This is a genomic window from Cohnella boryungensis, assembly GCF_042651945.1.
GTDB lineage: Bacteria > Bacillota > Bacilli > Paenibacillales > Paenibacillaceae > Cohnella > Cohnella boryungensis.
Map to the genome: position 1 here is coordinate 308,113 of NZ_JBHSED010000035.1, position 20,825 is coordinate 328,937.

Below are 20,825 nucleotides of genomic sequence, written 5' to 3' on the forward strand. Positions count from 1 at the left end.
CCTTTATAAGCGAACAATACAAATCAATGGTATGAATTGAATACAAGGTTTTCCGAGGCTCGCAAACAACCCTGCGCTTCCAAGTGGAAGGCAGGGTTGTTGTTTTTGAGTTACACCACAGCCTCCCGTTTCCGGAAAAAAGTCTTCAAGGCATTATAAATTTCGCCCTTTTCCTTGATGACATAATAGAGAAATTGCGGATGATCCAGATGCTTGTAAGCCGACATCAGCGTGCTGCTGCGGTTGTACTGGTTCACTTCGCCGTAGCCGAAAATATTGGAGCGATCCAGCAGCTCCTTAATGAGCCGGACGCAGCGTTCGTTGTCGCTTGTCAGGTTGTCCCCGTCGGAGAAGTGAAACGGATAAATGTTGTACAGCGACGGAGGATAACGGCTGTCGATAATCTCCAAAGCCTTCACGTAGGCTGACGAGCAGATCGTGCCCCCGCTTTCACCCCGCGTGAAAAACTCCTCCTCCGTGACCTCCTTCGCTTCCGTATGGTGGGCGATGAAGACGATGTCGACCTTCTCGTACTGGCGGCGCAAGAATCGCGACATCCAGAAGAAGAAGGAGCGCGCGCAGTATTTCTCGAAGGAGCCCATCGAGCCGGACGTATCCATCATCGCGAGAATCACGGCGTTGTTCTGCGGCTTCACGATTTCCTCCCAAGTTTTGAAGCGCAGGTCGTCCGGAGAGATGCCGCCAATGGCGGAGCGGCCTTCCCGCGAGTTGCGTCGGAGGTTTTCCAGTATCGTACGCTTCTTGTCGAGGTTGGAGAGAATGCCTTTGCGCCGCACATCGGTAAATCGAACGTCCTTGACCTCGATCTGCTGTTTGTCTTTCTTCTTTAGATAGGGAAGCTCCAATTCCTCGAACAGCATCGTTTCCAGTTCGGCAATCGAGATTTCCGCTTCCACCACGTCGTCGCCGGGCTCCGAGCCCGCTCCTTCGCCTTTGCCGCCCGCCGGCGTCGGATCGACGCCAAGCACGTCGCCGACCTGGCTGTCGCCGTTCCCTTGGCCGACATGCTTTTTCTTGTTCGTGTTGAACACGAAGCGGTATTCATCGAGGCTGCGAATCGGAATTTTGATAATTTGGCGCCCATCCGACATGACGATGTTTTCTTCCGAGACGAGATCGGGCAAATTCTGCTTGATCGCCTCGCGGACCTTCTGCTGATGTCGCGCTTGATCCTGGTGACCTTTGCGGTGCAGCGACCAATCTTCGCGGGATAAAATAAACGAGGGATGATTCATGGGCAACCCCCTGTCGCTTAATTATTTAAAGAATGTATTAATCAATATATTCACGTTCGGCCAAACGATGTGTATAGGTATCCCGGACAAGTCGGCGAAAGATCGGGAGCATACGCTATGAAAACAGCTTTTGGGCTCTTAAGGGAAGACTTCCCATTCTCGCAGTCTCCCCAACGTATCCCCGATAGATTAGAATAAGAAGGATCAGATTTATCCGCGAGACGAAGGAGGAATGGATATTATGAAATTTATCCATACCGCCGACTGGCACCTAGGCAAGCTGGTGCAGGGCGTGTATATGACAGACGATCAGCGATGGGTTCTCCGGCAGCTGGTCGAGGCGATAGAGACGGAACGGCCGGATGCGGTCGTTCTGGCCGGGGATCTGTACGATCGGGCGATTCCGCCGACTGAGGCGGTCGAGCTGCTGGACGAGCTGTTCGAGCGCATCGTTATCGGATTGAATACGCCGCTTCTGGCCGTATCGGGCAACCATGACAGCCCGGATCGATTGTCCTTCGGCACGGCGATCATGGAAGCGAGAGGGCTTCATCTGGTCGGACAGCTGAAGGAGATACATAAGCCGGTCGTTCTGAAAGACAAGCATGGAGAGGTTCACTTTCATCTCATTCCCTATGCGGACCCGGCGCAGGTTCGTTACATATACGGAGACGATACGATTCGTACGCACGATGATGCGATGCGGGCGATCGTCGGTCGAATAGCGGCCGAGTTGGATACCGCTGCCCGGCACGTATTCGTCGGTCATGCTTTCGTTACGCCCGGAGCGAGACCCGAGGAAAATACGAGTCAGTCCGAACGGCCGCTGTCCATTGGAGGCGCGGAGTATGTGAATGCCGAGCACTTCGGCGTGTTCCACTACACGGCGTTAGGCCATCTGCATCAGGCTCACCACGTTTCCAGCGAGAGTATTCGCTACGCCGGCTCTCCTCTTAAATATTCAATCTCCGAGGAAAACCACCGCAAGGGCTATCTGGTTGTGGAAATCGATGAGGCGGGGCGCGTCGTCGTGGACAAAAGAGAGCTGAAGCCGCTTCGCGACATGAGGCGCGTTGTCGCGCCGCTGGAAGAAATCGAGCGCCATGCGGCGAGCGACGATTATGTATTCGTAACCCTGCTGAACGATAACCCCGTGCTATTCCCGATGGAGAAGGTGCGTGCGGTGTACCCGAACGCGCTTCACGTCGAGCGGAGGGCAGCTTCGGCCGGAGCGGAGTCGGCGCCGGTCCGGGAGAAGAAGGATCGGCGCGAGGCCGATCCGGTCGCGTTGTTCTCGGCCTTCTACCAGGAAGTGAAGGGGCTGCCCCTCTCCGAGGAAAAGCGGCTGTTGTTCGCCGAGACCTACGCCGATGCATTGAGAGAGGAGACCGGAACGGAATGAGACCGATTACGATTCGAATGACGGCATTCGGTCCTTACCGGGACACGGAAACGATAGATTTCAGCCTGCTCGGCGATCGGGGACTGTTCGTGATCTCCGGCAATACCGGAGCGGGAAAGACGACGATCTTCGATGCGATTTGTTATGCGCTGTACGGGGGAGCCAGCGGCGAGGATCGGGCCGAAATTCGCATGCTGCGCAGCCATTTTGCGGCGGACGAGATCGCGACGGCGGTCGATTATCGCTTTGCCGTCGGTCAAAGGACTTACCGGGTGTTCAGGCAGATGCCGCATCGTCGGGGGACGAACAAGAGCGAGACAGGAGGCAAGGCCGAGCTGTACGAGACGACCGGGGGGAAGGAAGTGCCCTGCGTCGATCGCTTCACCGTGTCGGACGTAAATGCGAAGATCGAGTCGATTCTCGGCTTGACCCAGGAGCAATTCGGCCAGATCGTCATGCTGCCGCAAGGAGAATTCCGCAAGCTGCTGACGTCGGACACGGAGAATAAGGAAGATATTTTGCGGCGAATATTCCGTACGGGGCTGTATCGGCGAATCGAGGAGCGCTTTTACCGGCAGAACCGGGATCTTCAAGAAGCCTTGAAGCAAGCGAGAGCCGCGCAGGAAGTGTATGCGAGGCAGGCGGAGCAAGCGCTGCCGCATCGAGAGGGCAGCCTGCTGGCGGCGGCCATCGCGAAGGAGTACCGCAGCATGGCGCAAATCACGGAGGGCTTGGAGCATGAAGCGGGGTTCTACGAGCAGCGCGCGGGCGACATTCAGCGGAGCAAAGCCGTTCTGGAGACGGAGCTGGCGGAACGGGAGCAGGCGCTGCGGCAAGCGCTCGCTCTTGCGGCGCGGTTCGCGCAGCGCGAGGAGAAGCGCGCGCAGCACGGGGAGCTGGAGCGGCGCAAGGCGGAGTTCGCCGAAAGCGAGCGGCTGCTGCGGCTGGCGGAGCAAGCGGCGCGGCTGCTTCCGTATGAGGAGCAGGCCAGGGAGGCGGCACGGCAGCTGGAGCTGAAGCGCGCGGTGCTGGAGCGTAAGCTGCAGGATGCGGCCGAGGCGGAGCGCGGTTATGCCGCCGCCCAGGAGAGCTATCGGCAGGAGGAGGCGCGGAGCGAGGCGCGCAAGGAGGCCGATCGCGAGCTGACGCGGCTGGCCGAGCTGAAGCCGATCGTGCAGACGCTGGCGGAGCGAAGGCTGGAGGCGGCGAGGCTGGAGGCGGATGAGCGCGCGAGCAAGGCGAAGCGCGAAGCGGCGGAGCAGCAGCTGGAAGGCTGGCGCGAGGCGAGACGGGCATTGGCCGAGCGCCTGAAGCTTGCGGAGGCGGAGGCGGCGCGTCTTCCCGACGCGCTGCAGCGTTATGAGCAGATGCGCGGCAAGTACAAGCTGCTGATGGAGTTGGCGGAGTGGGACAGGCTTCAATCGGAGCTTGCCAAGCGGGAAAACGAGCTGGGCCGGTCGGCGACGGCGCTTAAGGAAGAGCATGATCGGCTGGAGACGCTCTGGCTGGAGGGGCAGGCCGGTTGGCTGGCTCTGCACCTTCACGATGGCAAGCCTTGTCCGGTATGCGGCAGCGAATCGCACCCGGCCAAAGCCGCCTCTGGCGGCAGCCTTCCGAGCAGGGAGGAGCTGCAGGCGGCGAAGGAGAAGCTCCGCGCAGCGGAGACGGAGCTGAGCGAGGCAAGGGCGCAAGCCGCCGCGGCAAACGCGGGGCGCAGCGGGCGAGCGGAGTTGATCGCGGAGTTCGCAATCGGCGAAGAGCCATTCGCCGAGCAGTTGGCCCGGGCGGAGCTGGATGGCAAGCGCCTTCGCCAGGAGACGGACCGCTTGAAAAAGGAAGCGGAGGGCGTTCAGGCGCTTAAGCAGGAAGCGGAGCAGCTGGATGCGCGGATGGAGCGCGGGCAGGTCGAGAGGGAGCGATGGCTGGCGGAGCAGCATCGGCTATCCGTGGAGCTGCACGCCAAGCAATCCGTTCTGGCTAACGAGCTGAGCCGCATACCGGAGCCACTGAGGCTGCCGGAGCGTCTTGAGGCGAGTTACCGCGAGCAGCTCGCGCTTGTCGGGCGGATGAACGATGCATGGCAGGCGGCGCAGCAGCGGCTGCAGGGGACGCAGACGAGGCTTGTGGAGGAGAAGACAAACGCCGTGCAAGCCGCCAGCCAGCGCGAGGAGGCGGAGCGGCACAGCCAGCAGGTCGATGCGCGCTTCGGCGAGGAGCTGGCGCGATCCGGCTTCGGAACTGCGGAAGCCTACCGGGCGGCCAGCCTGCCCGAGACGGAACGCAGCCGGCTGGCGAGCCTGATCGAGCAGTACAAGCTTCAGCTCGCGTCCTTGGCCCAGCAGCTGGTCGAGCTGGAGCTTGAGCTGAAAGGCAGGGAGCAGCCGGACACGGCGGCGCAGCAAGCGGCGATGGACGAAGGCAAGGAAAGGCTGGAGCGCGTCGCGGCGGAGCTGCATGAGGCTCAGGGTTACGAACGCGAGGCGAAGCGTCTCATGGACGCCCTTGTCGCCGCTGCCGGCGAATTTCGCGAGCTCGAGCGGAAGCAGGAGCGGGTAGCGGATATCTATCAAATGCTGAAAGGCGATAATTCGCTGAAGATGTCGTTCGAGCGTTACATCCTGATTGAATTTCTGGAGCAGATCCTCGTGGCGGCGAATGCTCGGCTGGACGAACTCTCCAACGGCCAATTCAAGCTTGAGCGCAGCGACCGGCTGGAGACGAGGGGCAAGCAAAGCGGGCTGGGACTGGACGTATACGACGCCTATACCGGCCAGAATCGCGATGTGAAGTCGATGTCCGGGGGAGAGAAGTTCAACGCTTCTCTCTGTCTGGCGCTTGGCATGACGGACGTCATCCAGGCCTATCAAGGCGGCGTATCGATCGAGATGATGTTTATCGACGAAGGCTTCGGCTCTCTGGACGAGGATGCGCTGAATAAGGCGATTGCCGCACTCGTCGATCTGCAGAGGTCGGGCAGAACGATCGGCGTCATCTCTCACGTGCAGGAACTTAAAATGGCTTTCCCGGCCGTACTGGAGGTCAGCAAGACGAAAGAGGGCCACAGCCGAACGAGGTTTATCCTGAAATAGACAGTAGTGCGGGTTAGTCAAACTAATTGTCTGCCGGGAGTCGGTGTGGAGGACAGTAGTGCAGATTCGCATAACTAATTGCCTGCCGGGAGTCGGTATGGAGAGCGGTAGTGCAGATTCGCATAACTAATTGCCTGCCGGGAGCCGGTGTGGAGAACGGTAGTGCAGATTCGCATAACTAATTGCCTGCCGGGAGTCGGTGTGGAGGACAGTAGTGCAGATTCGCATAACTAATTGCCTGTCAGGAGTCGGTGTGGAGGGCAGTAGTGCTGATTAGTCTAACTAATTGCCTGCCGGGAGTCGGTGTGAGGAGCAGTAGTGTGGATTGGCATAACTAATTGTGTGCCGGGAGTCGGTATGGAGAGCGGTAGTGCAGATTCGCATAACTAATTGCCTGTCAGGAGTCGGTGTGGAGGGCAGTAGTGCTGATTAGTCTAACTAATTGCCTGCCGGGAGTCGGTGTGGAGAACGGTAGTGCAGATTCGCATAACTAATTGCCTGCCGGGAGTCGGTGTGGAGGACAGTAGTGCAGATTCGCATAACTAATTGCCTGCCGGGAGTCGGTGTGGAGAACGGTAGTGCAGATTCGCATAACTAATTGCCTGCTGGGAGTCGGTTAGGAGAGCGGTAGTGCAGATTCGCATAACTAATTGCCTGCCGAGAGTCGGTGTGGGGAGCAGTAGTGCAGATTCGCATAACTAATTGTGTGCCGGGAGTCGGTATGGAGAGCGGTAGTGCTGCTTCGCATAACTAATTGCCGGCCGAGAGTCGGTATGGAGAACGGTAGTGCTGATTCGCATAACTAATTGTCAGTTGGGAGACGGTGTGGGGAGCAGTAGTGCTGATTCGCATAACTAATTGCCTGCCGGGACTCGGTGTGGAGAGCAGTAGTACTGATTAGTCTAATTAAACTCTGTCAGCGGGGGGCTGGGAGCATTACAATTCGAGCCGGGCGAATTTGCTCGCAACGTCACCAAAGTGCCAAGTCGGTCACTCCAGTATGTAGTCTAAAGCCCGTCTCTCTCCTATAATGGATACGCTTGAGCAAGAAAAGCAGAAGGAGAGGAAATAAGCATGGCGATGGAAAACCGTTACGAGCATTTCGCGCTTGCGCTTTATTGCCCCGCCCCGGACTTGCTTCATTTAACGGAAGAGCAGCTGGCCAGGGATATGGACTTCATGACGCGACATCTGAAGCTGTCCAAGGTGTATCTGGAAAATCACCGCCACGAAATCAGTCTGTCGCGGGAACGCCTGCTGCAGCTTAAAGCTTTGTTCGAAAGCCGGGGGCTTCAGACCGCCGGCGGCATAACGCCGACGCTTCCCGCTTCCTATCGCGAGGGCTATCCTCGGCTGTTCGGCTCGATTTGCTACACCGATCCGGCCTCACGCGCCAAGTTTCAGGAGCAGGTAGAGCTGTCCGCTTCGGTGTTCGACGAAATTATTTTTGACGATTTTTTCTTTACGAACTGCGCCTGCGACGGTTGCCTGGAGCAAAAGGGCGACCGGAGCTGGGAGGCATTTCGGCTGGAGCTGATGCGGGACGTCTCCGAGCAATTGATCCGCCGACCGGCCAAGGCGGTAAATCCCGAGGTTAAGCTGGTCATTAAATACCCGAACTGGATCGAGTCCTACCAAGCGACGGGCTACAATACCGAAGAGCAGCCGGATCTGTTCGACGGAATCTACACCGGTACGGAGACGCGGAATCCGGCGAACAGCCAACAGCGCATCCCCCGCTACGCCTCGTATTCGCTCTTACGCTGGATGGACAACCTCAAGCCGGGCGCCAACGGCGGCGGCTGGTTTGACAGCCTCGATTGCACGTATATCGACTATTATCTGGAGCAGGCGAATTTAACGGTATTCGGCAAAGCCCGCGAGCTAACCTTATTCTGCTACGGTCTCCTGAAGGATTCCGTCTACGTGCCGGCGCTCGGCTTCCAATTGGACAAGCTGGACGGAGGAGCCGGGGAGCTTGGCACGCCGGTCGGCATTCGGACCTACGATCCTCATCATGCCCGCGGGGAGGATCACCTTGTCAATTACCTGGGCATGCTGGGCTTGCCGATGGAGCCGTCGCCCTTTTTCCCAGAGCCGGGGGAGGGCGCAACGGTACTCGTAACGGCCGCTTCCGCGAAGGATAAAGACGTGCTGGTCAAAATCAAGGATTATGCCAGAGAAGGCGGCGAGGTGGTCATGACCTCCGGCTTCATCGAAGCGATGCAGGGGAGGGGAATCGAGCACCTGACCACGCTGCAGCCGACAGGCAAGCGGATTGCCGCAGGCCGCTACGGCATTGTAACGGAGTCCTGCACCTTCCGCGATTTCGCGGACGGGGAGTCGATCTCGTTTCCGGTGTTCGACTATTCTACGAACGGGACATGGCAGAGAATCGTCGGCTTTAACGGGGACAACAACTTTCCGGTGCTGATGTACGACCATTACGGCAAAGGAACGATTCAAACCCTGGTCGTCCCCGACAACTTCGCGGATTTGGACAAGCTCCCCGCAGCCGTTCTGAACGAAATTCGCAAGGCGCTTTCCGGTTCGCTGACGTGCCGTCTGGAAGGGGTTGGCGGCGCAGGATTGTTTCTGTACGACAACGACGCGCTTGTTGTGGAGTCGTTCCGCTCCGACCCGGAAGTCTGGCGAATTCGCGTGCCGGGCGGCTGTACGCTTGCGCCGCTCTCAGGATCCCGTCCTCCGCGCTTGAGCCGAATGGACGGCCAGACGGGAGAACGTTTCTACGAGGTCCGTCTGAGCCCGGGGGCATGCGCCGCCTTCTCTGTCGTGCCGGAGGAAGCGTAAAGAATTCGGACGGGAAGGGCTGCGGATGCAAGTCGTTGAAGCGCCCTTTCGCAGCCTTCCCTGTGATGGAAAACGGCAAAAACCGTTCTTGGGTCAAACGGAGGGACGAGCCCGCCGCTTGCCGAAGAACGGTTTTTTTGAACGATCGGAAAGAAGATGGCGCGATACAAAACGTCTGCCTCCGGCCGAGCAGCGAAGTCGTTGTAATCGGGTTCGGAGAGCCTTCGCGACTGCCGTTATGCCGCCCCCGCCCCAAGGCCGACAACCAGAAGCAGCAGGACGAACAGCAAAGGGAGACCGTTAAAGACGGTTCCGAGGATCGCGAATACTTTTTTGCGTCCCGGACGCGCCAGGCCTACAATTCCCAGAATAAGCCCGACCAGCACCATCAGCAAGAGAAACGGATAGAATGCCAGAAAACCGATGTGCGGCTGAATTTTCTCTACCAGCTCTTCGTCTGTCATCAGCCGATTGCCGTTGGCATCGACGATCTGCGTAAAATCGACTGCGTCGGTCAAGAGTCCGACGAACACGATGGACAGGATGACGAAGGATGCGATGCTCACGAGCGCCAGAACGAACGAGGCGATTCCGAGCCCGCTGTGCTTCAAAGGCTCGTTGTTCGGGTGCTGCACCGGAGTGAAACCGTACGGTTTTGCAAATTGTTCATTCTTTTCATGGGGGTCGTTCATGACTTTCCACCTCATTCGCGATATGATAGATAGTAAATCGTTTCCCTGTTCACAAGGAGGATATACTCTACATGAATCAGTATACAAAAATTGGGGCCCTTATCGCTATGCTTTCTGTTGCATTCGGCGCATTCGGCTCGCACATTCTGGAGGAACGCCTGACGGCCGACGCTCTTGATGTCTACGATACCGCGGTGCAGTACCAGATGTTCCATTCCATCGGCATCCTGCTTCTCGCCCTGCTGATGGACCGCCTGCCCTCGCCCAAGCTTGCCGTCTGGGCGGCGAGGCTGCTTGTCGCGGGCATCGTTCTGTTCTCTGGAAGCCTCTATATTCTTGCCCTCAGCGGAATCAAGATACTTGGGGCGATTACCCCGATCGGCGGCGTCGCGTTCATCTCGGGCTGGATCTGCATGGCCCTGGCGGCTCGTCAGCCCAAGAAACAGGCAAAATAAATCGCTCCCCGTTCGCCCAATACCCTATAATAGAGAAGCTGCGTTGACACAACTATTCCCAATCGGAGGAAGGATGGAGCCGAGTGAACGCATGGTCTAACGATGGACTTTGGCTGGCGGGTATTGCCGCCGTTGCTGGATTGACCGCAAGCGCCGCTTCATTGGGCTGGTTGTTCTCGCGCAATCGCTACCGGGCCGCAGTGCCTGATTCTTCCTATCCGCCGGAAGTGCTGGAGTCGCTTTATCATCATAGCCCGATCGCTTTCGCGCTGATCGATCGCCAAGGCCGCTTCCTGGATATTAATCGGGATCCCGCGGACATGATCGGCTACGGTAAGCATGAAGTGAGCGGAAAGCCTTTCCTGTCGCTGATCGCCGAGGACATGCAGGAGGCGGTTCGGGGGCTGTTTCTGCGTGCGCTGCAAGGGGAGCAAATCTCGCAGGAAATCAAAGTGAAGCATAAGCAGGGACACGCGATAGATTTGTTTATTCAAACCTCTCCGCTCATAAGAAGGGGCAGAACGATCGGCATACTTGCGTTTATTCAGGATTTCAGCGAACGCAGGCGCTCGCTTGAGAGAATCCGGTATATGGCCTATTACGACGATATGACCGGCTTGCCGAATCGTCAGTACTTCAAGAAACGGCTGGAGGAAAAGCTGGCGTCGGCCCGGATGAGGGGCTCGATGCTCGCTGTGTGCTATATCGACGTGGATCAGTTCAAGCTGGTGAACGCGTCTTTCGGACGGGACTTCGGGGATATGCTGCTGCTGCAGATTGCCGAGAGGCTTAGCCGAAGCTTGTCGGAGCCGGGCGATCTGGCTCGCATGGAGGGGGACGAATTCGCGGCCTGCCTGGACAATCTGAGCAGCGCGGAGGAGGCGCAGGAACGCTTGCAGGAGATTCTGTCCGTTCTGAAGGAGCCGTTCGAGCTGCGAGGCGTTCCCGTACATATTACGGTCAGCATCGGAGTCGCTTGCAGCGGCGGCGAGGACGATGCGGCTACATTGCTCAAGAGGGCCGATACTGCGCTGCACCGGATGAAGGAAAACGGCAAGAACGGCTACCTGCAGCATTCCGAGGACATGGATCATGTCGCGATGGAGAAGCTGACGATTCAGCATGAAATGCGCAGAGCGCTGGAAAACAAGGAGTTCGTGCTCTACTACCAGCCGCAATACGACCTCGCTTCCGGCCAGATTGTCGGCATGGAGGCTCTTATCCGCTGGATGCATCCCGAGCGGGGAATGATCTTCCCCGGCGATTTTATTCCCGCAGCCGAGGAGAGCGGGCTTATTGCGCCGTTGGGAGAATGGGTGATCGAGGAAGCTTGCAGGCAGAACAAGGCTTGGCAGGACGAAGGGCTGCTTCGCATTCCGGTATCCGTCAATCTGTCGTTCAGGCAATTTACGGAAAAAAACCTGACGTCGAAAATTTCCGGCATTTTGGAGAAAACCGGCCTGCATCCCCGTTATTTGGAGCTGGAGATTACGGAGAGCATGACGATGGACGTGGAGCGCGCCTCGCAGGATCTGCGCGAGCTGACGGAGATGGGACTCCACATTAGCATTGACGACTTCGGGACGGGCTACAGCTCCTTCCATTATTTGAAAACCCTGCCGATCGGGCGGCTGAAGATCGACCGTTCGTTCGTCCGGGATATTAAGCAGGACCCGAGCGACGCCGCAATCGTGGCGGCGATTATCTCCATGGCGCACAAATTGCAGATGCAGGTTGTCGCCGAGGGGGTGGAGACGAAGGATCAGGTTCATTTCCTCCGTTCTCATCGCTGCGACGAAATGCAGGGCTATTTCGGCAGTCCTCCCCTGTCCAGCAACAGCGCTCACGCGCTGCTCATGGAGAAGGTTAACCGACCTGCTTTACCTGCATACCACTAGCCTTCACCCGCTGCGTGAAGGCTGAGGAGGAGGAGCGCTTTGGCGGCTTCTCTTCTTTTTTTGCTTTAAAAAACGGGCTTCTTCCCGGTCGGATTATAGGTCAACTTTCTCATTGACACACACAATATATTGATATAAATTGAATAAAGTCGCTATACATATTGTGTTGAGAACGCGAAAGGAGAATGAAAGCATGCTGGTCGTCTATGATTCCAAGACAGGTAACGTACGGAGGTTCGTAGAGAAGTTAAAACTGCCTGCGGTGCAAATCGAGGAATCGCTAGATCTCGACCAGCCTTTCATTCTCGTTACCTATACGACCGGGTTCGGCCAGGTGCCGGACAAGGTCAGTTCCTTCTTGAAGAAACATCATCAGAAGCTGCGTGGAGTGTCCGCCAGCGGGAACCGCAACTGGGGGGACGGGTTCGCGCTCAGCGCCGACCGAATTTCGGAGATGTACGGGGTGCCCGTCATCAGCAAGTTCGAATTGTCCGGGACAAAGCGGGATGTTGAGAAATTTGTACAGGAGGTGCAGGCAGTTGCGTCATATTGAGCTGAACAACTTGCTTATGCAAAGAGATACGGAAGGGTTCTTCCAATTGGACAAGGACCGCGAGGCCGTAGCCGAATTCATGGAGGACGTCTACCGCAAGAGCGTGAAATTCGCCAACGCGGGAGAAAAAGTCCGGTACATGGTGGATAACGACTTTTACGAAGATGTCTATCGTCACTATACAGAGCGCGAGGTTGCGCAAGTCTATGAATTGACGCATGAATACGGGTTTCAATTCAAGTCTTACATGGCCGCTTCCAAGTTTTATACCGATTACGCCGTCAAGACGGATGACAAAACGCAATATCTGGAGCACTTTCCGGATCGGGTCGCCATCGTGGCGCTGCATCTGGCCAGAGGGGACTTCAACGTAGCGCGCGCGCTCGCTTCCTCCATGATGGAGCAGCGGCTGCAGCCGGCAACTCCGACGTTCCTGAACGCGGGCAAGAGCCGCCGGGGAGAGATGGTTTCTTGCTTCCTGCTGGAGATGGACGACTCCCTTAATTCGATCAATTACGTGATCGGCACATGCATGCAGCTTTCCAAGATCGGCGGAGGCGTGGCGGTAAACCTGTCCAAGGTGCGCGGACGCGGCGAAACGATCAAAGGGGTAGAAGGAGCCGCCAAAGGCATTATGCCCGTTCTGAAGCTGATGGAGGACGCTTTCTCCTACGCGGATCAGATGGGCCAGCGCAAAGGCTCGGGCGCCGGCTACTATAATATTTTCGGCTGGGACGTCATGGAGTTCCTGGACAGCAAGAAGATTAACGCGGACGAGAAAACGCGCCTGAAGACGCTGTCGATCGGCCTGATCGTTCCCGACAAGTTCTATCAGCTGGCGGAGAAGAACGAAACGCTGTACGTCTTCGCTCCTTACACAGTGTTCAAGAATTACGGCAAGCACCTGGACGATCTAGATATGGACGAGATGTACGACACGCTGCTCGCCGACGATCGGATCAAGAAAAAGGCGATTATGAGCGCGCGCGATATGCTCGGCAAGATCGCCACGACCCAGCTGGAGTCCGGCTATCCTTATATTATGAACAAATCGAACGCCAACCGCGCCCACGCGCTTAAAGATATCGGAAGCATCAAAATGTCGAATCTTTGCACGGAGATTTTCCAGCTGCAGGAAACCTCGGAGATCGGCGATTACTCCGATCCCGATACCATCCGCAAGGATATCAGCTGCAATCTCGCCTCCTTGAACATCGCGAATGTCATGGATACGCGCAAGATTAAGGAGTCGGTGCACGAGGGCATTATCGGCTTGACTGCCGTCAGCGACATGACGACAGTGGCGAACGCGCCGGGAGTCGCCAAGGCGAACTCCGAGCTGCATTCCGTCGGTCTTGGCGCCATGAACCTGCACGGTTATCTGGCCAAGAACAAAATCGCATACGAGAGCGCGGAAGCGCGCGATTTCGTTCGGACCTTCTTCATGATGATGAACTTCCATTCCATCGAGAAGAGCATGGAGATCGCCAGAGACAAGGGCGTGACCTTCCAAGGCTTCGAACGTTCCGAATACGCCAAGGGTACATACTTCGATCGCTATCTGTCGACGGATTACCGCCCGGCTACGGAGCGGGTCAAGCAGTTGTTCGCAGGCATTGAGGTGCCTTCTCCGGCAGACTGGGCCTTGCTGAAGGCCGACGTTGCCGCTCATGGCTTGTATCACGCTTATCGTCTGGCCATCGCGCCTACGCAGAGCATCTCTTACATTCAGAACGCGACTTCGAGCGTCATGCCGATCGTCGAACCGATCGAGACCCGCACCTACGCGAACTCGACGACGTATTATCCGATGCCGTTCCTGAGCCGGGACAATATTTTCTTCTATAAATCGGCGTATCAGATGGACCAGTTCAAGGTCATCGACCTGATTGCCGAAATTCAACCTCACGTGGATCAAGGGATCTCGACTGTCCTTCACGTGAACAGCGACGTGACTACCCGTCAGCTCTCTCGCTATTACGTCTATGCGGCCAAGAAAGGCCTTAAATCTCTATATTACACTCGCACGAACAGACTGTCCGTGGAAGAGTGCGTGACCTGCTCGGTGTAAGGAAGCAATAGGCATTAGGAGGAATCGATTCGATGTGTGCTTTAAAAGCCGTTAACTGGAATCGTCCGGACGACGATTTCACGATTACGTTCTGGAACCAGAACATTATGCAGTTCTGGACGGATGAGGAAATTCCGCTGTCTGACGACAAGATGGCTTGGATGAATCTCAGCGATCAGGAGCGGGATTTATATATGAAGGTGCTGGGCGGTCTGACGCTGCTCGACACGGTGCAAGGCGGAGTCGGCATGCCGAGAATTCTCGAGCATGTGGACGGCCTGCAGCGCAAAGCCGTATTGGGCTTCATGGCGATGATGGAGCAAATTCACGCCAAGTCCTACAGCAGCATCTTCACGACTTTGGCGACGACCGAAGAGATCGACAGCGTCTTCCGCTGGGTCGAAGCGAATCCGCGCCTTCAGACGAAAGCCGACACGATTGTGCAGTATTACAATAATATCGACTCGCCGAAAAGCCTGTTCCTGGCGATGGCCGCTTCGGTGCTGCTGGAGAGCTACCTGTTTTACAGCGGCTTTTTCTACCCGCTCTACTTGGCCGGACAAGGGAAGATGACAAGCAGCGGCGAAGTGATCGACCTTATTCTGCGCGACGAGAGCATCCACGGCCTGTACGTGGGCGTGCTTGCGCAGGAAGTGTACGGCAAGCTGGACGAGACCGAGCAGAAGGAAGTCTACGAGGTGCTTTACGGACTGCTCATGCATCTTCACCAGAACGAAGAGAAGTATACCGATGAGCTGTATACGGCGATCGGTCTGGAGGAAGAGGTTAAGAAGTTTGTTCGCTACAACGCGAATAAAGCGTTCATGAACATGGGCTTCGATCCGGTGTTCGAGGAAGAGGAAGTCAATCCGATCGTGTTCAACGGCATCAGCACGCGCACGAAGCAGCACGATTTCTTCTCCAAGAAGGGCAACGGCTACGTGAGAACGATTCATGTGGAAGCGATGACGGACGACGATTTCCAGTTTGATTTTGATTCCAAATAAAATAAAAGAGGATTCGGATAGGGCCAAGCCCTGAGCGAATCCTCTTTTATTTGGCGTTCGCGGGTGCGAAGCGCCGCGCTTACTCGATAAAATCGTCGATCTCGTTCAATCCGACCGTGTATACTTGCTTTTCATCGACGTGGTATACGGTGATGAGATGCTTGTCGGAGTCGTAGTTCAGAATTCGGCAAGGAATGCTCAGCTTGACGCCGCGTCCCTTGTTTATATTGATCCGGATCAGCTTGCTGGTCTCGATAAAAAAACGGATACGGAGCTCCAGCGGATCGGGAGGATTGGGTGGCTTGGGGGATTCCGTCGGTTGAGATACGGCTTTCTTGGGCGGCGGGTTAGTTTTCTTCTCCGTCGCTGCGGGTCGGGTATCCGTCACAATGCGGTAATCGTCGAAATTGTTTTTGTTGAGCTCCTGGAGCAATTGCTTTAAAGCGGCGCCTCGGTTCGGGGCAGAGATGTTAATCTCGACTAAGAAAGCGTGGGAGCCATCGGTTTGTGTAAAGGTTTGACTCATTTTTAAAGATGCCTCCATCAAAAAGCGTAGTTCATTTATCCCATTACCCAATATACCACTTTATGAAAGCCCAATATAGAGGTATAGGTCAAAATGCCCTGAAAAATAGTTCTTAACACGCATATGTTATATTCATAACGCTACGGCGAGCAGGGCGGGAGGGAGCAGATATGGTCAAGGTAGTTCCGCTGCAGATTGGAGACTGCACGGCGGTCGGCGTTGAGGTGCTATTGCCGAAAACAACGCTTCTTGCGGTCACAGCCGGCCCCGGCTATATTATGTGTGGTGCGCTTGATGTGCAATTGCTCAACGAAAAGCTGCGGGAACGCGGAATCGTGGCTGGCCGCGCAGTTGGAGTCAAGACGATAGAGCAGTTGCTCGATGCGCCTCTGGAGTCCGTAACCGATGCGGCGCAAGCGCTGGGAATCGTCGCGGGCATGCAGGGCCGTGAGGCCATACGCCGAATGGCGCAGGCGATTTACTGAGCGCTTAGCTTTCGAACAGCCGGCGCAGCGTCTCATCATAAGGCGCATTGACAATGCCCTTCTCCGTAATAATCGCGGTTACGAGCTCGCTTGGCGTAATGTCGAAAGCGGGATTGTAGACGGCAACACCCTCTGGCGCGGTGCGCTTGCCGAAGCCGAATGCCACTTCGTCGGGATGCCGTTCTTCAATCGGAATGTCGGCGCCGGTCGGCGTCGACAGATCGATGGTCGAGAGCGGACAAGCTACATAGAACGGAATGTTGTGGGCCTTCGCCAGCACGGCTACGCTATAGGTGCCGATCTTGTTGGCGACGTCGCCGTTGGCTGCGACGCGATCCGTTCCGACGATAACCGCCTGAATCCAGCCCTTGGACATGACATGTCCGGCCATGTTATCGCAGATGAGCGTGACGTCGACGCCCGCGCGCTGCAGCTCGAAAGCGGTAAGACGAGCTCCTTGCAGCACCGGCCGGGTTTCATCGGCGAATACCTTTAACTGAATGCCTTGTTCCAAAGCCAGGTAGAAGGGAGCCAGCGCGGTGCCGTATTTGGCTGTAGCCAGTCCGCCGGCATTGCAATGCGTAAGAACGCCCATCCCATCCTTGAACAGCGTCAGCGCGTGCTCGCCGATCTTGCGGTTGGTCAGCTCGTCTTCTGCATGAATTTGTTTAGCCTCCTGCAGCAGCGCATCCGTTGCCTCTGTCGGCGAAAGGCTGGAGGACCCCAGCGTCTCGGCGCGCGCCTTCAACCGATCCAGCGCCCAGAACAGATTGACGGCCGTTGGCCTGGAGGTAGCCAGGTAATCGGCATGACGCCGAACTTCGCTCTGCCAGGCGGCCAAATCTCCTGCGAAGCCGGTCAGACCGAGCACAACCCCATATGCGGCGGCGATTCCGATGGCCGGAGCGCCCCGCACCTTCAGCTCGCGAATAGCTTCCCACACCTCTTGCGTCGTCGTCAGATGCAAGTATACGGTCTCTTCCGGAAGAAGCCGCTGATCCAACAAGGACAGGGCATCGTTCTCCCAAATTAACGACTGCAGCACTTCGTTCGATGGCGGCTGCGATAATAAGCTCATAAGGCTTGCTCCTCTCGATTCTCTCCAGAAAATTCCCCTTTAATCAGGCTTCTGAAACAGAATCGGCAATTTCGATGATCTGTTCGATAGATGTGATTTGGCGATTGCGTTTAATAAGAGCGGTCCCGATGGCGAGAGCCATCCGTTGCGCTTTGCTTCTGACCGCCGGGTCCGGAATTTTGTCGATGTCGGCGACGTGCGCCAAGCCGACAATCCGGCGCACGACTTTAGCGCCTGCGAAGCCTGCGGTGTCTTGAAGCAGTCTGCGCATATAATCGTCTTCGTAACCGACTGTCTTGGCGATTCGGTCCGTGCCGTGCTCTTGCCACAGCGCGCGGAATTTCCGGTCGAAGGCGATCCAGATGTCGCGAACCGTGTCGGTCAGATAACGTCTGCGCTCGGCGCGGGCCTTCGCATCCGCGGACCAATGCTCTTGGCCGGCATAATGGAGCAGCAGATTCGCGATAACGGCGCCGATATCGAAGCCGATCGGACCGAAATAGGCGAACTCGGGGTCGATGACCTTCGTCGACTGCTCCGTGATGAAGATGCTTCCCGTATGGAGATCGCCGTGAAGCAGCGCTTGAGCATGGGTCAGAAATTTCTCGCGCAGCAAGGCAACCTCAAGATGAAGGCCGGCATCCGCCCAGAGACGCTCGGCTTCTCCTTGAAGATGGGCATCGAAGCTGTTCGTATCGGCATTCGTATACGGATGATCGAAAATCAAATCCTCGGTAATCTTGCACAGATCCGGATTGACGAAGGAGCGGGAGAGCAGCTTCTTCTCCTGCTGGCTCATGCCGAGATCGGACGTGAAGAACAGCGTTTGGGCGAGAAAGTCGGAAATATGCTCCGCGAACAGCGGATAGACTCCGCCCTCGATCAGGCCTTGGCGCATAATGACGTGGCTGCTTAAGTCCTCCATCACCGTGAACGCCAGATCGTGATCGACCTGATGCACTGTCGGTACAAGTCCGGGGGCCAGCCTATCCTGAATGATCAGAGCTTCGCCTTCAATCCGGGCGCGATCCAGCGACAGAGGCCACGATTCTCCGACGACTTTGGCATAAGGCAAAGCTTGCTTAACGATCACGCTCGCGCCGGTCGAGGGCTGACTGACGTGGAAAACCAGGTTAAGGTTGCCGTCGCCGATTTCACGGCAGCTCAATTCGCCTTCAGCGGCGAAAATGCCGGAAATATTCCGGGCAATGGCGATGGCCTCTTGCTCGTTTAGCGGGTGATATTGCGTCATGATCGTACTCCTCTACAGGGTTCTCCGACAGGTTCAGTTGTCTTTAACGAAAATTGATCTGTATGTAAGTATAAAGCACTTTACTACTGAATTAAAGTAGAGCTTTGATTGGAGAAAAAGTCAGTTTTATCTACCCATTGTGGGGTTTTGGAGGACTGACCGCACAGACTTGACCATGATAATTTGTTAATAAAGCAGTAAGATTAGCCAAGAGGAGAGGATCTAGCATGCTGAGAAAAATGAATGCGGTTCCAATTGCGCAAGTACGTCTTCAGGACAGCTTCTGGTCGCCCCGCCAGCAATTGGTGAAGGACGTCGTGATTCCTTATCAATGGGAGGCGCTAAACGATCGCGTTCCGGGCGCCGAGCCTAGCGGTACGATCGCCAATTTCAAGGCGGCTGCAGGCGAGCTTGACGCAGCGCATCACGGCTTCGTCTTCCAGGACAGCGATCTGGCGAAGTGGCTGGAGACGGTCGGCTTCGTTCTCCAACAGGGACGGGACGAGGCGCTGGAGCAGTTGGCCGACGAGGCGATCGACCTGATGGGACGCGCCCAGCAGTCGGACGGTTATCTGGACACGTATTATCAGCTTCAGAAGCCGGGCAAGCAATGGACCAACGTGCGGGACGATCACGAGATGTACAATGCCGGACATTTCATGGAAGCGGCGGTCGCTTATTACGAGGCGACGGGCAAGCCGAAGGTGCTGGACATTCTCTGCAGGTTCGCCGACCACATCGGAGAGGTATTCGGTCCCGGGGAGGGACAGAAGCCCGGCTATTGCGGACACCCCGAGATCGAATTGGCGCTGGTGAAGCTGTACCGGCTCACGGGCAAAGAGAGCTACTTAGCGACCTCGAAATTTTTCGTCGAAGAGAGAGGCAGGGAGCCTCAATACTTCAACATCGAGCTGGAGGAGCGCAAGGCTGCAGGCTATACGGAGCGGGTGGAAACGCGCAAGCAGTCGTATTTTCAGGCGCATGCGCCGATCAGGGAGCAGCATTCGGCGGAGGGACACGCCGTGCGAGCCGTCTATTTGTTCGCGGGAGCGACGGACATTGCCGACGAATACGAGGACGAGTCCTTGATGGCAGCCGTCAGAACGTTATGGAACAACACGGTGAAGCGGAGGATGTACGTTACGGGAGGGATTGGCTCCTCTGACGCCTACGAAGCCTTCTCCTTCGATTACGACCTGCCCAACGAACGGGCGTATGCCGAAACGTGCGCGGCGATCGGTCTTTTTAACTGGGGACATCGGCTTCTGCAGATCGAAGGACGCGCCGAATACGCCGATACGATGGAGCGAACGCTGTACAACGGTCTGCTGAGCGGTATTTCATTGGATGGAAGAAGCTACTTCTATGTGAATCCCCTTGAGGTTTGGCCGGTCATCAGCGGCAAGCGGGACGACATTCCCGGCGCGACGCTGCGCCGCCAGCCATGGTTCGGCTGCGCCTGCTGCCCTCCGAATATTGCCAGACTGCTGGCCTCGCTCGGCGGTTATGCGTACTCCTTCGCAGACGATGAGCTGTACGTGAATCTGTACATCGGCAGCGAAGTCGTTCAAGCTGTCGGAGGAAGCCGGGTCGCGCTGACTCAAAGCACGCAGTATCCTTGGGAGGGAGCTGTCGGCATATCCGTGCGTACCGATAAGGCGACCGAGTTCACGCTGGCGCTGAGATCGCCCGGATGGTGCCGCGACTTCGCCGTGAAGGTAAACGGAGAACCTCTCGATGCAGCCTCACTGACGAAGAACGGTTACGTGAAAATCAGAAGAACCTGGAATGACGGCGATGTTGTCGAGGTGGATATGGCGATGCCGGTCGAGCTCATCCGCGCCCATCCGGAGCTGCGGGAAGCGGCGGGAAAGGTCGCGGTACAAAGAGGACCCGTCGTCTATTGTCTTGAAGAGGCGGATAACGGAAGCAATCTGCGCGACGTCCAGCTATCTTCCGATGCGTCATTCCAGGGACGATTCGAACCTAAGCTGCTTGGCGGCGTATACGCGCTGAATACGGGAGACGGCTGGAGAACCGAGCCTTCCGCTGTAACGGAAGACTTGTATGCTGCCAAACGCTACGGGAAGACTCCGGCCGCGCTTCGCTTCATTCCGTATTATGCCTGGGCCAACCGCTCGGAAGGCGAGATGACCGTATGGGTCCGCGAACGGGAGAGATAAGCCGGAGAAGTTGAATTCGAAAGCCATACATGACTTATCGCGGCTTGGGCGCTCAGGGCAAGATGCC

15 protein-coding genes are annotated in these 20,825 nt (G+C 56.7%); 10 read left to right on the forward strand and 5 right to left on the reverse strand.

Features of this window, described 5'->3' with window-relative positions; translation table 11 throughout:
* Positions 1 to 110 precede the first annotated feature (110 nt).
* A complete protein-coding gene (gene yhbH / locus ACFO1S_RS16880; protein ID WP_204603438.1) occupies positions 111 to 1,256 on the reverse strand; it encodes a sporulation protein YhbH in 1,146 nt (381 codons plus the stop codon).
* Positions 1,257 to 1,497: 241 nt separating this feature from the next.
* Here yhbH and ACFO1S_RS16885 point away from each other — a divergent pair, with 241 nt between their 5' ends.
* The 3 genes from ACFO1S_RS16885 (at position 1,498) to ACFO1S_RS16895 (ending at position 8,558) form a co-directional block, all read left to right on the forward strand.
* Complete coding sequence (locus ACFO1S_RS16885; protein ID WP_204603437.1) at positions 1,498 to 2,658, forward strand: exonuclease SbcCD subunit D; 1,161 nt, start codon at positions 1,498 to 1,500, stop codon at positions 2,656 to 2,658.
* The gene (locus tag ACFO1S_RS16890; RefSeq protein WP_204603436.1) at positions 2,655 to 5,747 is read left to right on the forward strand and encodes an AAA family ATPase; all 3,093 of its coding nucleotides are present in this window, start codon (positions 2,655 to 2,657) and stop codon (positions 5,745 to 5,747) included. The genes ACFO1S_RS16885 and ACFO1S_RS16890 overlap by 4 nt, the downstream gene beginning before the upstream one ends.
* Positions 5,748 to 6,821: 1,074 nt before the next feature.
* Positions 6,822 to 8,558: a permease gene (locus tag ACFO1S_RS16895; protein ID WP_204606280.1), complete on the forward strand. Its 1,737-nt coding sequence runs from the start codon at positions 6,822 to 6,824 to the stop codon at positions 8,556 to 8,558.
* 236 nt (positions 8,559 to 8,794) lie between these two features.
* Here the strand turns inward: ACFO1S_RS16895 and ACFO1S_RS16900 are convergent, their stop codons facing one another.
* Entirely contained in the window at positions 8,795 to 9,250 is a 456-nt protein-coding gene (locus tag ACFO1S_RS16900) for a hypothetical protein (RefSeq protein ID WP_378127182.1), read from the reverse strand.
* Positions 9,251 to 9,321: 71 nt separating this feature from the next.
* On the opposite strand from ACFO1S_RS16900, the gene ACFO1S_RS16905 reads away from it, so the two are divergent.
* From ACFO1S_RS16905 to nrdF, 5 genes are all read left to right on the forward strand, one after another.
* Positions 9,322 to 9,705: a DUF423 domain-containing protein gene (locus tag ACFO1S_RS16905; RefSeq protein ID WP_204606282.1), complete on the forward strand. Its 384-nt coding sequence runs from the start codon at positions 9,322 to 9,324 to the stop codon at positions 9,703 to 9,705.
* 83 nt (positions 9,706 to 9,788) lie between these two features.
* A complete protein-coding gene (locus ACFO1S_RS16910; RefSeq protein WP_378127183.1) occupies positions 9,789 to 11,603 on the forward strand; it encodes a putative bifunctional diguanylate cyclase/phosphodiesterase in 1,815 nt (604 codons plus the stop codon).
* A 193-nt stretch (positions 11,604 to 11,796) separates the two neighbouring features.
* Positions 11,797 to 12,156 carry a class Ib ribonucleoside-diphosphate reductase assembly flavoprotein NrdI gene (gene nrdI, locus ACFO1S_RS16915; protein WP_204606283.1) on the forward strand — a complete coding sequence of 120 codons (360 nt, stop codon included), beginning with the start codon at positions 11,797 to 11,799 and terminating at the stop codon, positions 12,154 to 12,156.
* On the forward strand, positions 12,143 to 14,227 hold the full coding sequence (gene nrdE / locus ACFO1S_RS16920) for a class 1b ribonucleoside-diphosphate reductase subunit alpha (protein WP_204606284.1): 2,085 nt from the start codon (positions 12,143 to 12,145) through the stop codon (positions 14,225 to 14,227). The genes nrdI and nrdE overlap by 14 nt, the downstream gene beginning before the upstream one ends.
* A gap of 32 nt (positions 14,228 to 14,259) precedes the next feature.
* Positions 14,260 to 15,234 (forward strand): class 1b ribonucleoside-diphosphate reductase subunit beta, encoded by a 975-nt coding sequence (nrdF, locus tag ACFO1S_RS16925; RefSeq protein ID WP_204606285.1) that lies wholly within the window; start codon positions 14,260 to 14,262, stop codon positions 15,232 to 15,234.
* Positions 15,235 to 15,313: 79 nt separating this feature from the next.
* On the opposite strand, the gene ACFO1S_RS16930 is transcribed toward nrdF, so the two are convergent.
* Positions 15,314 to 15,760 (reverse strand): hypothetical protein, encoded by a 447-nt coding sequence (locus tag ACFO1S_RS16930; RefSeq protein WP_204606286.1) that lies wholly within the window; start codon positions 15,758 to 15,760, stop codon positions 15,314 to 15,316.
* A gap of 170 nt (positions 15,761 to 15,930) precedes the next feature.
* On the opposite strand from ACFO1S_RS16930, the gene ACFO1S_RS16935 reads away from it, so the two are divergent.
* Positions 15,931 to 16,245 (forward strand): YunC family protein, encoded by a 315-nt coding sequence (locus tag ACFO1S_RS16935; RefSeq protein ID WP_204606287.1) that lies wholly within the window; start codon positions 15,931 to 15,933, stop codon positions 16,243 to 16,245.
* 4 nt (positions 16,246 to 16,249) lie between these two features.
* On the opposite strand, the gene mtnA is transcribed toward ACFO1S_RS16935, so the two are convergent.
* A complete protein-coding gene (gene mtnA, locus ACFO1S_RS16940; protein ID WP_204606288.1) occupies positions 16,250 to 17,323 on the reverse strand; it encodes an S-methyl-5-thioribose-1-phosphate isomerase in 1,074 nt (357 codons plus the stop codon).
* A 43-nt stretch (positions 17,324 to 17,366) separates the two neighbouring features.
* A complete protein-coding gene (gene mtnK, locus ACFO1S_RS16945) occupies positions 17,367 to 18,575 on the reverse strand; it encodes an S-methyl-5-thioribose kinase (RefSeq protein ID WP_204606289.1) in 1,209 nt (402 codons plus the stop codon).
* Between the two features lie 227 nt (positions 18,576 to 18,802).
* Between mtnK and ACFO1S_RS16950 the strand changes: the two genes are divergently transcribed.
* Positions 18,803 to 20,758 (forward strand): glycoside hydrolase family 127 protein, encoded by a 1,956-nt coding sequence (locus ACFO1S_RS16950; RefSeq protein ID WP_204606290.1) that lies wholly within the window; start codon positions 18,803 to 18,805, stop codon positions 20,756 to 20,758.
* The last annotated feature ends 67 nt before the right edge of the window (positions 20,759 to 20,825 follow it).